This is a genomic window from Chryseobacterium sp. JUb7 (genome assembly GCF_024806495.1).
Lineage (GTDB): Bacteria > Bacteroidota > Bacteroidia > Flavobacteriales > Weeksellaceae > Chryseobacterium.
Genome location: NZ_JANUFF010000019.1, coordinates 1 through 15387 on the forward strand (window position 1 = coordinate 1; position 15387 = coordinate 15387).

Sequence of the window (15387 nt, forward strand, 5' to 3'; positions counted from 1 at the left end):
GTTCAATCATCTTATAAAACATAATTTTTTTTTAAATTTTTTTTTTTTTATTTTTTTTTTTTTTTTTTTTTTTTTTGTGGGGGGCCGCCCCCCCCCCCCGAAACCCTGAAATAAACTTAAAAGAAAAAAGCTCCATAAAAATGGAGCTTTGTATTTATAAAAGATATGTTATCTTAATAATCTACGTTAGAAGTTTCATCACCGATGTTCCAGGTAAGACCGAAACGAAGTGTGTTATCCAAAGCCGTATTAATTTTAGACATATTGATTAAGTAAGAAATGTCCAGTCCGAAAGAACGGTATTTTAAACCGATACCTGCTGTTGCAAACTGTCTTGCTCCCTGCTCTTCACTTTCATGGAAATAACCTGTTCGTACTGAGAATGCATTGTCATAAGAATATTCCAAAGCACCGCTATACATGATTGAGTTTTTGTTTTTGAAAGATTTTGAGATCCCCTGCATTACACCTACGTTTGGTACAGCATAGATTGGTTGTCTTGTATTAGGGTCCATTCCTACAAACTCAGAACCAGGAACTAAGATTTTAGAACCTTCAACACTGATTCCAACTCGGTTCATATCATCAAGGTACATGTCATAACCAACCCCTAATCTTGCCATAGTCGGAAGGTAAGATCTTGATTCTTCATTTCCTGTATAGTCTAATTTAGGACCAAGGTTCTGAACTGCAAAACCTGCATTCAGTTTACCATCCATATTTCCTAAACCTGAAAACTTAGGAGATGTATAGTATCCTGAAATGTCTACAGCAAATGAGTTGGCCGGCTTAAGTGTCGTATCTGTGTTGAACCCTCCGGCTAAATCTGAACGGATATATCTACCCGTAACAGCCATTGAGTAAGAATCTGAAAGTTTAAGACCATAAGCAATATCAATAGAGAATTCGTTTGGTTTCGAAGTACCCATTGAAGTTACGTCATTTCCTACTAATTGAGTAAGGTCTACTTCACCCATATTGAAGTAATAGATACTCGCAGAGATGGTAGATCTTTCTTCCTGCCCTAAGAATTTATGGAACGCTCCATATAGTAAAAACACATCATTAGTAAGTTTTCCCATATAAGGAGTATAGTTTAATCCTACGGAAGAACTTGTTCTGCTAAAAGGATATTTCGCAGCATTCCAGAACTGAGAAAATGCATCAGGCGAGGTTACAACCCCTTGGTCTCCCATACCTCCGGATCTTGCATCCGGCGCGATTCTTAAAAAGGGAGCTCCCGTCAATACCGGTCTTACTAGACTCAAATCTTGAGAGTAGCCTAAAAAACCAGCACCTAACCCAATTCCTAAAAGCAGTTTAGTAGTTAAATTCATATGTTGTCTTTTATATATTATCAGTTTTTTATAAATATGATTAGTATTATTATTTTAAATTATTTCAAAAGTACCATTTTTTCTATAGCTGTAGCACTTCCTTTGCATTTTTCTTGATTTTGACTTTTTGCAAATATCTTAAAAATATACGTACCTTTTGCTACTGTTGACCCAAAATCATCTCTTCCGTCCCATTCTATTGCCTGACGAGGCGTTCTAAAGCCCTGTAGGAAAGGTTCTGCAACCACAGGTGTTGATAAAGTTCTCACCAATTTTCCTGTTATTGTATAAATCTGAACATTTACATCCAGGATATCATCACAATTATGCTCAAACTGGATGTACGTTTTATTGGTAAAAGGATTTGGCCAGTTTAAAGGTCTGTTAATGATCAAATGCTGATCGGCTTCATCCTTAACTTCAAAGTTTAACGTAGAGGTGGTCGAATTATTGTTTATGTCCCAAACTTTAAATGTTAATTGATGTTGACCTATCGCTAAATTTCTGAAAGGGTAGGTTACGTTCCCCTTTTGATAGTCTGCTAAACTTGGGCTTAAACATCCGTTTCCTTCTCCGGAAGCATAGAAGTCATTCAATACAACCGTGTTAATAATTTGACCGTCCAAATATACAGTAATATCGTGACCGATACCAGATCCTGTAGAATTAATTCCGGTATCATCCGTAACACAAGCCAGCAACATCGGATTCTGATCGGTAATTCCACCTTCTGCAAAGTTGGTATTGTTCATATACAGCTTTACTTTTGGCGGTTCATTATCGTTAATTCCGTTAGGGTTGATATCTCCTACCTGTACTGCCTGATTGTTGAATACATCAAAGTTTTTATTATCCGCATATCCCAAAATCCTACCTTCACCTACTGCATAATTGATGTCTTTCGGAACATAAAACTCTACATTGAAAACCCCGTTTACAGCAGTTCCTGACGCTTTTACGATAGCACTTCCTTCTTCTGTATAATTTAAAACAGTAAGGTTACCGTCGTTATTTAAAGTTTTTTTGTTTAACCTTTTATCAAATATGTTAATTACCACTCTTCCGTTGAAGGTTGTGTTAATCGTACCGTTTGGATTGTTGATATGACCTTTTACTTTTACAAAATCCAATCCTCTGATTAATCCCGGAACCGGAGTATCGATGCCGTCAATAACCAATAATCTTTGAGGTCTGCTTAATTTCATTGCCGGGTCACCCAGTAAATTTACCTTTAAGTGGTTTGAATCTCCCGGTTTTAGTTTCTTGGCATTCAAATGGGCATTTCCTAATGTATTGAAGTCGTCACCCGTTAATTTGAATATTTCTTTTGTATAAAGATTGGTAAAATCGATTCCGTATCCGATACCTACTGCACGGCTTGAAGTAATCATCGTTGCAGGGCCTCCCTGTTTCAGTTTCATGAATTGTTCTCCTGCAGAGAATGTTCCTGGCTCATCCCAAAGCGTGAATTCACAAGTGATGGTTGATACGAAAGGAAATCTGCTGTATACATTCGAATAATTATTGGCATTCTGAATCTCATCTGTTGTCAGAACTCTCTCCTGAGCCCAGCCATTAATTCCGCCATGTCCGAAATAGAACAGATATAAGCTGTTTCCGATATCATTGGAAATTGCCTGATTGACCTGCGGGTATCTCTGTCCTCCTGCCGTACTTTGTGCCTGGAAAGCATCTAAATACAGTTTTCGTACATTATATTCTCTAAGAATCGTCGAAGAAGGCTGTTCAAAAACATCTACCAGTGTATTGTTCATTACTGTATGGAAAGGAACAGGATTACTCGGAGATTCATCATGGTCATCATCTACCACGAAGTCAAGTTTCATACGCCATTCTCCAAATGGAGTAGACTGTCCCGACATGCTGTTATAATAAGCAAGAATTTTATCAATCATATTACCTGCTTCCGTATTATTGGCTGCAGGGATTCTTCCGATCGGAAGATCAGGCATATTGTTTGACAGGGAAGAGGCGGTCTGAGGTTTTGTCATCACAACATAGTCATCCGTTACGAAAGAGTTGATATAATCTGCGGAATCTTCACTTTCATAACTTGACACGACATTAGAATTGTTTGCAATTCTGTTTTTATAGTCGTAAGAAGCATCACCGATGATTAAAACATATTTTAAAGCTCCGAGAGGAGTATTTAATTTAGTAATAAAATCTCTGATGGCCGTAAGATCTCTGCTTCCGCTTCCAAATTCGTTATAAATTTTATCAGTATCTACAATCTGTACATTGTAGTTGTTTTTTGTCTGATGGTAATTAGCCATTCTTTGTGCCTGTCCCATCAGTTCCGGTGCAGTGATAATCAGATAATCTACATTCTGTAATGCCGAAAGATTCTGATTATTGATTCTTCCTACAAACTGAGGACTGAAAGCTGCATCGTTTTTAAAAGCGACAAATTCATTATTGAAATTCTGGTCTGCTGCAATATATCCGAAATTAAAAGTAGCATTTCCTGTGGCTTTATTGACTCTTCTGTTGGCATTTGTAATATCTGTAACATCCCAGATCTGCTCCATTCCTGATGCATTTGAAACACTGAACCCATAATTTGTATTACTTCCGCTTGCCAAAGAGAAATCTCTGAAATTCATCTGAGATCCGTTGAAGGTAAGATTTTCTTTGTACTGGACTTCTACATAATCAAAATAATAAGTCCCGTTAGGATTTACCGTAATATTAGGTTTATAATTAAATGTAATTTGTGTTCCGCTTAAATTTGAGACCGTTCCTGAATATCTTGAAGGATAAAAATCATAATTGGAGTTGGCCGTATTTGCAGGGACCGCTACCGTATAAGGACTTTGGTTATTGATATTAAATTCAAGGCTGTTTTGTTGTGATTTAAAACCGATAGCCTGTGTTCTGAAAGTAATAACATCACCTCCCTGAATAGGTGTTTTTGTATTAAATGTAATCGCTTTGGGGCTTGTGAAAGGAGTATCTTCTACCCAGATTCGTCCTACTTTTAATAAATTTTTCTGATCAACATTCGTTACCTGATAGTCGTCATATCGGGTAATAAGGTTAGTGGTCGGAAGGTTGACATCCAGAGGCTGAACCCTTTTTCCGGGACCTTTATCAAAGTTGATGTAGTAATATGAAAAATCTTCGTAAATATTTTTTACGTTATTACTGTAGTCATTTCTGTTCTCAGATCTCTTAAAACCATTACCGTTACTGTTATTGTAAAGGTTGTATCCGTTTGGTCCCTGTGCATAGAATAAAGCGTAATCCCCATCATTCCATACTCCGTCATCTTCACCGACTACCTGGATTGCATTTTCCTGAAGTGCACTGTATTTTGTATCCTGATTAAATTCGGGAAGCATAATTCCTCCGTTTCCATAAATTCTGAAATTTTTTGGATTCACGGAAGAGGGGTTAATACCATTGGCACTTAAAAACTGAGCCGTAATCTTGAAAATTCCGGATTTGTCAACTTTTATTTTATAAAAATTTCCGCTGGACAAAGGATTGTTGGTAGTTCCTACTTTTGCCGCACTGAAATTGCTGATAGAAGATCCTGATTCTGAAATTTCGAAAGAAGATAATCTCTGAATTCTACCGTTTACTCTTTTTAGCAAAGAAACATTAATGCTGGCATATCGGTCACCCTCAAAATAATAATAATCCACATCACTGATTTCGCGTTCCGGTAAAAGATCTTTACTCAAATCGAATAGATCTTTGGTGGAAACACTCTCCCAGACAGGATTGGTTATTTTTATCTGTCTTTCGCCAATTTTTTGTTTAGTTACTATAAAAATGTTATTTTGGCTGAACGAAAGTCCTTCATTTTTAATGTTGGGAAGAGTTAATTTTGTATCACCAAAGTCCTGAACTTTTGATCCGCTCCATTCAATAGAGATTCTTTGGGCGTAAATCATTGATACGAAATTAATTAGAAGTAAAATCGTAATTTTTTGTCTCATGTTTATTTTTGAAATTTCTAAATTACAAAATAAATGAAAATTTTATAATTAAATTGCGATACAATAAAATTAATTTGTTAACGTTTTTCAAAAAAATCAAATCTTTATTTGATTTATTGAATAATTTATTTTTTCTTTGTACTTTGAAAATATTTATATCGACTATGAAAAAACTACAGTTGTTTTCATTAATAGCATTAAGTTCTACACTTGCATTAACCAGTTGTGGTGGCGGAGGTACTAACAAAGGTGGCGGTACTAAAAAATTTGTCAGCAAGACAGGTTGGAAGCCAAACGAAAAACAAGGTTGGTTTTTTGCAGGAAAGCAACAAAAGCAGAAAGGTTGGCCGGGAATGGTATATGTAGAAGGTGGAACTTTTACCATGGGATTAGTGAAAGATGATGTTATGCACGATTGGAATAACTCGCCTCGCAGAATGCAGGTAAGCTCATTCTTTATCGGAGAAACAGAAATTACTAACTACGAATACCGCGAATACCTGACATGGTTGAAGTATGTATTCCCACCAAGTGATCCTAGTTTTAAGGAAATCTATAACGGTGCTTTACCGGATACCTTATTATGGGACAACAAATTATCTAGAAATGATTACAATGAAACCTATTTCCGTTCTCCGGAATTCGACTACTATCCTGTAGTAGGTGTTTCTTGGACTCAGGCCAATAGATATTGCGAGTGGTTATCAGACAGAGCAAACGAAAAAGCTTTAATGCAGGCTGGTATCATCGCGAAAGATTTGTATATCAACGAATCAAACAATCAGGGAGGTACTGCATTTAACATGGACAAATTCAAATCGAATGATCCTGAAATGCAAGGCTACATAAACGAAAAGAGAATGCAGCAAAAGAATGGTATCAAAACTACCAATCAAAGATTGTTAGCTGCAAACAGGTCTCCAAGCAGTGCAATGGTTCAGAAATTCAGACTTCCTACAGAAGTTGAATGGGAATACGCAGCATTGGGTATGGCTAAAAACAGAGAGTACAATCAATATAAAGGTAAAAAACCTGAAATTGAATTATTGAGAGGTACTAAAGGAAGAGATAAAGGAATGTTCCTTGAAAACTTCAAAATGGGAACAGGTGATTACTCAGGTATCGCAGGTTGGAAAAATGACGGTTCTGCAAGAACTTCAGATGTAAGACAATATCCATCAAATGACCTTGGGATCTATGGTATGTATGGAAACGTTGCTGAATGGACTGCTGATGTATACAGACCAATCATCGATGAAGATTTCAGTGATTTCAACTACTACAGAGGAAATATGCCTCAAGCTATCGTAAGAAACGGCGACGGAACTTACAAAATGGTAGACGAGAGCAATATCAAATATGATACTTTGGCTGACGGAAGATTAGTTTACAAAAACTTACCAGGTCAGTTTGAAAGACAAACTATTGCTGACTACAGAAACTACAGAGATGGTGACAGACAGTCTTCACTGGATTACAGAAGTGCGTCTGACTCTACGAATAATAATGAGAGCATGTACAATGCGCCTGAAAGAAGATTTATCGTAGACGCTGCAGGTAAAGTAATTTTACAGAAAGATAAAAAAGAAAGAACTTCTTCAATGACGAATGATATCAGAGTTATTAAAGGTGGTTCTTGGCAAGATACAGCATATTGGTTAGATCCGGGGCAAAGAAGATATAAAGATCAGAACAGAGCCTACGGATGGATTGGATTCCGTGTAGCTCAGGATGCTAGAGGAAACGACAAAGCTAGAACGAGAAGATAATATTTATCAAAAAATACTTATAAAAAACCTTACGATAATCCGTAAGGTTTTTTTATTTTTGGCCTATGAATATAGAACAGTTTTATCCGATATTTTTACAATCAGAAAAGGTCACTATTGATAACCGAAAGATTAATAAGAATGATATTTTCTTTGCATTTTCCGGAGAAAATTTCAATGCTGCAATAGTAGCAGAGAAAGCTATTGAAGATGGGGCATTGGCAGTTATTGTAGAGCAGCAGGATTTTGAGAATACAGATAAAAATATATTCTATGTTCGTTCCACACTTGAGTTTTTACAGGAGCTTGCAGTGTATCACAGAAAGCAGCTTCAAATTCCTGTTATTGGATTAACAGGCAGTAACGGAAAAACGACGACTAAAGAAATCATTCATGCTGTCCTTTCGCAGAAATTTAACGTACAGTATACCTACGGAAATTTAAATAATCATATCGGTGTTCCTTTGACGTTATTGTCTATTAAGCCAGAACACGAAATGGCTGTTATAGAAATGGGAGCCAATCATCAGAAAGAAATTGAGCTTTTATGCGGAATTGCGCAACCCAATTTTGGATATATTACCAACTTCGGAAAGGCTCATTTAGAAGGCTTCGGAGGCTTTGAAGGGGTGATAAAAGGGAAATCTGAACTGTATGATTATCTTGAAAACCATGCTCAGACGATATTAGTTAATGAAAATGATCCTATTCAGGCGGATAAAACAGTAAATTATTCACCAAAAATTACTTTTGGGAAAAGTACTTCCGATTATCAGTTCGGATTGTTTTCAGAAGAACATTTTGTAGGATTAAGCTATGACGGTAAAAAAGCGGTCTCTAAACTTACCGGTGAATATAATTTTACCAATCTTTGTGCTGCGGCCAGTTTAGGTCTTCATTTCGGAATCGATTTTGAAAAGATCAAAATGGCTATCGAGAATTATACTCCTACGAATATGCGTTCTCAGATTGTCAAAAAAGAAAACCAAACATTAGTGCTGGATACTTATAATGCCAATCCTAGCTCTATGACAGCTTCTTTGAATAATTTTGTTACTTTTGAAGGTTCTAAAACAGTGATTATCGGAGATATGCTGGAGTTGGGAGAGGAGAGCGAAAAAGAACATCAAAACATCCTTAAGCTGACTCAGGAACTGAATTTTGACCAAGTTATTACTGTTGGAAAAAACTTCAGCAATGTAAATGCTTCAGAAACATCTTTTGAAAATACGATACAATTAATAGAATATCTTAAAGAGAATAAAATTCAGTCTGAAAATATTCTATTAAAAGGATCAAGAGGAATCGCTCTGGAAAAAGCAATAGATTTTATTTAGTCTTTGTATTCCAGAATTCTTTGACGATCAGTTTTATATTTTTAAATGTACTTGGGAAAACTTCGTCCTCAATCTGAGCGGTGTTTTTCCATGCTACCTCGGTAATACCTTCTTCAATCTGTGGTTTTGAGGTGTCTTCGCCGTTAAAGTCCATTTCAAACCAATGGGTACATTTTAAAACTTTATCACCATTTCTTTCCACATAAATATGGTAAGTGTTATTGATGAATCTCACCAGCTCAACATCTTTTAATCCTGTTTCTTCTTCAATTTCCCTTACTGCAGATTCTTCACGGGATTCTCCTTTTTCCATTTTACCTTTCGGAAGATCCCATTTTCCGAGTCTTTTGATGAAAAGAACATCTCCCTCCGGATTATTTACAACCCCTCCGGCGGCTTCAATGATTCTGAAGAGTCCCTGAAATTTCGTCCAGATTTCATCGATATTTTCTCCAAATACATTCAATTCAGTTACAGATGTATTCTCTAAGAGATCCAAAGCAATCTCCAAGCTTGTGACGTTTTCGTATCCAAGCGTTTTTTCTAAGTTTTCAGATTGCTTAGACAGTAATAATTTTTTTTCGTTCACAAAAACTTTATACATATATTTGTAAGAATTAAGAATTTAAATACAAAAATAAAAAATGAATTTAGAAGGACGAAAGATTATTGTTAATAAATCATCTAAAGAACTAAGCGAACTCCTAAAATCTCCTGAAAATTATAAAGATTTTATGCCGGATGGTCTTCAAAAGTTTGAAACCAGAGAAGACGGATTTAAATTCGGATTACAGGGAATGCCGGAAATTGCCCTGAAAATAGATGAAGTGAATGATCAGAAGGCAGTTTTAAAGTCTGCAAGTTCAAGCTTGGATTTTTCATTAACGGCCACTTTGAATCCTCTTAACGAAAACCAAACTGAAGTACAAATGTTATTTGAAGGAAAATTCAATCCATTTATCAAAATGATGGTCGAAAAACCTTTACAAAATTTTATCAATACTTTGACTGATAAGATCGAAGCTTATAAATAAGATCATAAAAACCTTCAGAAATGAAGGTTTTTTTATATTCAGACTTATTGGGTACTATCAAATTTAGGCGACACTAAATTAAAAAATTGAATAAGCACCTGATCTTTTACTCCAAAGATACGCGTCATTAAAATCATGATCATTACCCAGGTTCGGGGTATTTTTATTTCTGCATTTTTAGAAAACGATGGCTTTTTCTCTATTCTGCGAAGGGCAAATACAGATAAGATAATAGCCCAGTAGCAAAAACGCCGTATTCCCGGTTCTGATTCTGGAATTAAAAGAGTGTATTGTAAAGCTTCTCTTAGATTTTCGTGCGCTATACTTGCTAATTTCGTCTGCGCTTTTTCATAAGATTCATCATAGTTTTCAGGCTTTAAATACGTAAGGTTCATTTTATACAGATCACGTGGAAACCAACAAAGACCTTCCTGCCGGTCTTCCCAATGGTCATATAGGAAATTTGTTATCTGAAGCCCTCTTCCAAATGATATAGCCAGTTTTTGCATTTCACTACTGTGTTTTGCGATTTCATCGGAATAATCGGCAAAAAGTTCAGTAAGCATTTCTCCGACGACACCTGCAGCATGATAACAATAATCATTGACATCTTCCATAGTTTCCAGTCCGTTTAAGCTTCTTCGTTTCAAAAAGTTTTGCATTCCATTCCACATCAGGCGCATACAGCGTTCAATTGATTTCTGCTGTAATTCGCTGAATGCAGATATCATTCCTATTACTAATGGCAAATGCTGAATAAGTTCCAATTCAGCTTTCCGTGTTTGACCTGCAAGTTTAGGAGCTAATTCCAGCGCAAATTCTTTTATATTTTCTTTCGTTTCAATGATTTTAACCAGCTTTTGACCGTAATAAAATTTTTGGTCTAAGGTCAGAACGGTATCATCTTCAATGGTATCTAATATACGACCTAAAAGATAAGCATTCATCACAACTGTTCGTAACGGAGCTGGAAGTTCAGGCACAGTTAAAGCGAAAGTACGTGAAACGCGGGGGAATAAAGCAGTAAGACATGCGTCAGCTTCATGAAATAAAAATATTTCATGAGTGGGTAAGGGTGTTCTCATTTCCATAAATTAAATTTAATATAAAAGAGGCTGTTTTTATGATTAATTTTAATTTAATAATGATTTATATTGGATTTTTTGCAATAAATAGGTGGCTTTTTTTATTGCGTTTTTAGTATTGATAATGAAAAAATAGTGAAAAGTAAGAATTGGCTATACAATGATCCCCGAAGAATGATCTTTTAAACTTCCTGTTGCTGAAGCCATTACATTAATCTCATTATTAAATCTTAAAACTCCCATAAATGCAAAGATTAAAGCTTCTTTATGGTCAATAATATCCTTTTCCGGAATAATGACTTCAGCGGTTGTTTTTGATTTTATTTTTTCAATGAGATAGGTATTGTAAGTCCCGCCACCTGTAAAAAGAACGTTTTTTATAGGATATTGATTCAAAATATTCGAAATCTGCAGGGCGATATGCTCTGTGAAAGTGGCCAAAAGATCAATGGTTTCAATTCCGTTGAATGTCGGGAAAATATATTGATTACACCATTCAATACCTAAAGATTTAGGATGATTTCTGTTGTAGAAGTCTAATGAATTTAATTGTCGTAAAAGTTCGTCTATAACTTTTCCTTTTCTGGCAAGATCTCCGTTTTCGTCAAAATTTTTATTGAGGTCTTTAGCCAGGTAATTTAATATAATATTGACGGGTGCAATATCAAAAGCGATTCTTTGCTGGTTTACCCGTAATGAAATATTTGAAAAACCTCCTAGATTAAGGCACGCATCATATTCAGAAAATAAAAGTTCATCACCGATCGGAACCAATGGAGCTCCGTTTCCGCCCATCAAAACATCCTGTGTTCTGAAATCATAGATTACAGGTAAACCGGTCTCTATTTTGATTGCTCTTCCGTCACCGATCTGTAAAGTGAATTTTTTTTGAGGTTGATGAAAAACAGTGTGACCGTGAGAAGCGATCAGGTCAATATTTTTAAGATGATACTTTTGAATAAAGTCTGAGGTTATTTTTCCAAGATAAAAACCATATTCGGAATTAAGCTCCAGAAGTTCTTCCGAAGAAAGATGGATTGCAGTTCTCAGTTTTTCTTCCCAAAAAAGAGGGTAGGGAACAGTTTCAGCGTTAAGAATCCTGAAAGTCCAGTTATTTTGTTTTTTAAATTCTACAAAACAAATGTCAAGACCATCTAAACTGGTTCCGGACATTAATCCAATCGCCTGAAAAGTCATCATCCGGTCTATTTTTTAGATTCTGATATTTGTTTGGTACTGAAGTTTCCTGAGTTTTTATAGAAAGTATATTCAGAAAAATCGTCTTTAGCAGTCATTCCATTGGCTCCTACCAGCGTAGATCCGTCTTCCATAGTGACAAAAACGGTATCATGAGTGTAAATACGGTTTCTTTTCTGATCCCAGTATATGGTTTGTGTAGCAAATTTCTGTCCCTCGTTGGTTGTGATTCTTACATCACCTTTAGCTTCATAGAATTTTTTGTATTCATAAATTCTGGCATATTTGGCGGTAAGTTTTCCCGGAACTTTAGGTTTTTTCTTATCAAAAAACTCAATATTAATTCCTTTTCGGGCTTCAACATACGGGCTGTCTATCAATTCATATTTTTCAATGATGGGGGCCAGTGCTTTAAGCGTTACAAAACCGGAATCCCTCTGGATGATTTTAGCATTATTAATGATCTGTGAAGGAAAATTCTTGCTTTGATTGCCATTAGCTTTTGTAAGATCCTCCTCACAGGATGTCAATACAAAAAATATAGCACAACTAAAAAGATATGCTATATTTTTATATGATATGTTATTTTTAACAGATTTCATTTTTATTCAAGTAAACGCTTTCTGAACCATTTATCAGCAAAATTGAAACCAACTCTAAAGTTGATAAAGTTTTGATTGATCAGGTCATTTTTAAGAGTTCCTCTTTTTCCAACTTCAAGTCCCAGTTCAAGACCACTCATTCTTGTGATACTGCTGTTCTTGAATGGAAGCAATACCCCTGCAGAAACTCCAAACTTGTTGATGTTTGTCCCGGCAATCTGTAAACTTCCTTTTTCATAGAAAGCTCCATATCTGTAGACTACTCTTGAGAAGTAGCTTCTGAAGTTGTTATAGTTCGGAAGATACCAACCTCCGGCTGATACTCTGTAAGAATCCTGAAGGTCAAGAGAGTTTCCGAAATAGTTGATGGCTTCCCCTTTTTTATAATCTCCCTGAAGAGAAAGGAACCATTTATTTTCTTCACCATATCCTATACCCAATGAGGCTTGTAAAGGGATAAGGTTTTTAGAGCTCGAACTTTTTTGTTCGATGATTGATTCATTGCTTTTTGTAGTCCCTGCAGCATCGGAATAGAAATACGTACTGTTGGTATAATCCGTATTCATTTTGCTGGTATTACCGAAAGTCGTGGTTGCACCAAATGTCCATTTACGGTCGTTACGGGTATCAATAAGCTGATAGTTTGCTCCTAAAGTAAAATTGAAGTTTTTGATGCTGTTTTTAGTCTCATACCCATTGATCAGTTCTGCATTGGAATAGGCTAGCTCATTAAGATCGTAAAGATTTCCGAAGTAATAATTTGCTCTTGCCCCAACTCCGAAATGATCACTTACCTTATATGATAAAGCAATCTGTGCCGTATTTAGTGTACCGCTTCCTTTGAACCTGTTGGCCATAACATTTCCGTCAGCTAGGTTTTCTGTATTCAGAATATCATAGCTCTTAGAGCTGTAAGGCTGATAAGACAATCCCATTTTTATCTTGGAAGATATCGGGAAAGCCAAAGATATATTAGACAAATACGTAGAATGTTTTGTAGACTTCGTATTATTATAATCGGTTTTGAAGTAATTGTTTTCGTTAGTCGCTTCAAGTTTTATACTTGTAAGCTCGAAATTGGAGTTATTTGCAGGGTTTGCAAAATTAAAATTACTGGTAAAATCACTTATAAATGCTGTTGATATACCTCCCATAGAGGCAGTTTCAATCGTATTATCATATTTTACATCTCCAATTCCATAAGTGGCATAAGGTGAGTTACTCAAATTCTGCGCATTTAGGAAATATCCAACCGATATGAATGATAGTACAAAGATTTTTTTCATTCTTTATTTTTAAAACAATGCGCAAATATCTTAAATATTAATGAATTGTAAAAGTTTCATGAGGTTAAAGTTTGTTAAGGGCTGTTCTTTACACAGAAAATGCAATTTTCGACATTCTTAATACAGTTTAAATTAAACAGAAAAGACTGCTCTCAGATAAAGAACAGCCTTTTTATATGGTTTTGATTGTACCGAAATTTATTTTACTTCCAGAACAGATCTGCTGTGACTGAAATTTTCAAAACTGAATTTTCCGTGATATTTTCCCATTCCTGAAGTTCCGACACCGCCAAAGGGTAAATAATGTGAACCTACATGCATAATACTACTGTTGATTTCAGCATCTCCGCTTGTCGTACGGTTTAAAACATCTTCTGCAAATTCTTTATTTTCACTGAAAATGTACAGAGCCAGAGGTTTTGGACGATTATTGATTTCTTCTAATGCATCATTAATATCAGAATATGTCATGATCGGAAGAATAGGACCAAAGATTTCCTGTTGCATAACCTGATCATCCCAGGTAACATTATCCATTAAAGTGGCTTCAAAATGACGGGTTTCCAGATCATATTTTCCACCATAAATTACTTTTTCGGGAGCGGCTTCCAAATATCCTGCAAGATGTTTGATCTGATTTGGACTCACAATTTTTCCGATTTTTCCTAATGATTCATTATTATAGGTTGTTTTTAAATAGGCTTTAAATTTTTCTATAAAAGTATCTTTTACAGACTCATGAATATAAATATAATCAGGAGCAACACAGGTTTGGCCACAGTTAATCCATTTTCCGTAAGAGATTCTTGTGACTGCTTTGTCAAGATCTGCATCCTGATGAACAATGGTAGGAGATTTTCCTCCCAATTCCAGAGTTAAAGGAATTAGTTGTTCAGCCGCTGCTTTCATTACTATTTTTCCGACATTCGGGCTTCCTGTGAAGAAAATATAATCAAACGGAAAGCTTAAAAGAAGCGTGTTTTCTTCAATGGCTCCCTGAATAACGGCTACGTAAGACTCATCAAACGATTCTTTCACAATGTTTTCAATAACCTGAGCAACATGAGGGGTATTTTCAGAAGGTTTGATAATGGCTGTATTTCCTGATATTAAAGCTCCGATCAGCGGACTGAAAGTCAACTGTACAGGGTAATTAAAAGGTCCGATAATATAATTGACGCCATAGGGCTGATAGGTGATCTTACTTACCACGTCAGCGCCGGAAGAATGAGGTTTAGAATCCACAAAGGTGGGCTTGGCCCATTCATCAATATTTTCCAGAAGATAATCCAGCTCACTGATAACGATTTGGATTTCTACATATTCTGCTTCCTTTCTGCTTTTCCCCAGATCAGTGTCTAATGCTTCACAAAGAGCATCGGTATGATCTAAAAATACCTCACGAAATTTTTTCAGCTGAGTTTTTCTGAATTCTATATCTTTGGTCTGATTGGTTTTGAAAAAAGCTTTTTGTTTTTCGAAAATTCCTTTTATTTTCTGTTCTGATTCTTTATTCATTTTATTATTTATTTTGATTGATGTAAGTTTAAAATTACACAATATTTTAATTCAGATTTTATGGAGAAAAATGGCAATGCAAATGTATTGTAGGAAATTATATTGTGTGCAATTTAAAATAATTTTTAATCTAATTTTATTATTGATATTTCCTATAATATGTTTTAACTGATGAAAAATTAATGCCAGTTCTTTTTAAGAATATTAAATTTAAATTAAAGTATAATTAAAAAAAATGAGCGAAGATTTTTTAT

11 protein-coding genes are annotated in these 15387 nt (G+C 35.4%); 3 read left to right on the forward strand and 8 right to left on the reverse strand.

Translation table 11 applies throughout. The features are described 5' to 3' along the window. Positions 1-173: 173 nt before the first annotated feature. Positions 174-1337: a type IX secretion system outer membrane channel protein PorV gene (porV, locus tag M2373_RS21505; RefSeq protein ID WP_259113403.1), complete on the reverse strand. Its 1164-nt coding sequence runs from the start codon at positions 1335-1337 to the stop codon at positions 174-176. A 59-nt stretch (positions 1338-1396) separates the two neighbouring features. Then, positions 1397-5305 (reverse strand): type IX secretion system sortase PorU, encoded by a 3909-nt coding sequence (gene porU, locus M2373_RS21510; protein WP_259113406.1) that lies wholly within the window; start codon positions 5303-5305, stop codon positions 1397-1399. A gap of 164 nt (positions 5306-5469) precedes the next feature. On the opposite strand from porU, the gene gldJ reads away from it, so the two are divergent. Continuing rightward, complete coding sequence (gene gldJ / locus M2373_RS21515; RefSeq protein ID WP_259113408.1) at positions 5470-7074, forward strand: gliding motility lipoprotein GldJ; 1605 nt, start codon at positions 5470-5472, stop codon at positions 7072-7074. Positions 7075-7139: 65 nt separating this feature from the next. Continuing rightward, the gene (murF, locus tag M2373_RS21520; RefSeq protein ID WP_259113410.1) at positions 7140-8411 is read left to right on the forward strand and encodes a UDP-N-acetylmuramoyl-tripeptide--D-alanyl-D-alanine ligase; all 1272 of its coding nucleotides are present in this window, start codon (positions 7140-7142) and stop codon (positions 8409-8411) included. On the opposite strand, the gene M2373_RS21525 is transcribed toward murF, so the two are convergent. After that, positions 8404-9015 carry an NUDIX hydrolase gene (locus tag M2373_RS21525; RefSeq protein WP_259113411.1) on the reverse strand — a complete coding sequence of 204 codons (612 nt, stop codon included), beginning with the start codon at positions 9013-9015 and terminating at the stop codon, positions 8404-8406. The genes murF and M2373_RS21525 overlap by 8 nt on opposite strands. A gap of 40 nt (positions 9016-9055) precedes the next feature. Between M2373_RS21525 and M2373_RS21530 the strand changes: the two genes are divergently transcribed. Further along, complete coding sequence (locus M2373_RS21530) at positions 9056-9445, forward strand: SRPBCC family protein (protein ID WP_259113413.1); 390 nt, start codon at positions 9056-9058, stop codon at positions 9443-9445. Between the two features lie 44 nt (positions 9446-9489). Here M2373_RS21530 and M2373_RS21535 read toward each other — a convergent pair whose 3' ends face one another. The 5 genes from M2373_RS21535 to mdlD form a co-directional block, all read right to left on the reverse strand. Next, complete coding sequence (locus tag M2373_RS21535) at positions 9490-10536, reverse strand: squalene/phytoene synthase family protein (protein ID WP_259113415.1); 1047 nt, start codon at positions 10534-10536, stop codon at positions 9490-9492. A 147-nt stretch (positions 10537-10683) separates the two neighbouring features. Beyond that, positions 10684-11730 carry an anhydro-N-acetylmuramic acid kinase gene (locus M2373_RS21540; protein WP_409013222.1) on the reverse strand — a complete coding sequence of 349 codons (1047 nt, stop codon included), beginning with the start codon at positions 11728-11730 and terminating at the stop codon, positions 10684-10686. A gap of 5 nt (positions 11731-11735) precedes the next feature. Next, complete coding sequence (lptC, locus tag M2373_RS21545; protein ID WP_259113416.1) at positions 11736-12329, reverse strand: LPS export ABC transporter periplasmic protein LptC; 594 nt, start codon at positions 12327-12329, stop codon at positions 11736-11738. A gap of 2 nt (positions 12330-12331) precedes the next feature. Beyond that, the gene (locus tag M2373_RS21550; protein ID WP_259113419.1) at positions 12332-13615 is read right to left on the reverse strand and encodes a hypothetical protein; all 1284 of its coding nucleotides are present in this window, start codon (positions 13613-13615) and stop codon (positions 12332-12334) included. Positions 13616-13813: 198 nt separating this feature from the next. Further along, positions 13814-15133 carry an NAD(P)-dependent benzaldehyde dehydrogenase MdlD gene (gene mdlD / locus M2373_RS21555; protein WP_259113421.1) on the reverse strand — a complete coding sequence of 440 codons (1320 nt, stop codon included), beginning with the start codon at positions 15131-15133 and terminating at the stop codon, positions 13814-13816. Positions 15134-15387: the final 254 nt, after the last annotated feature.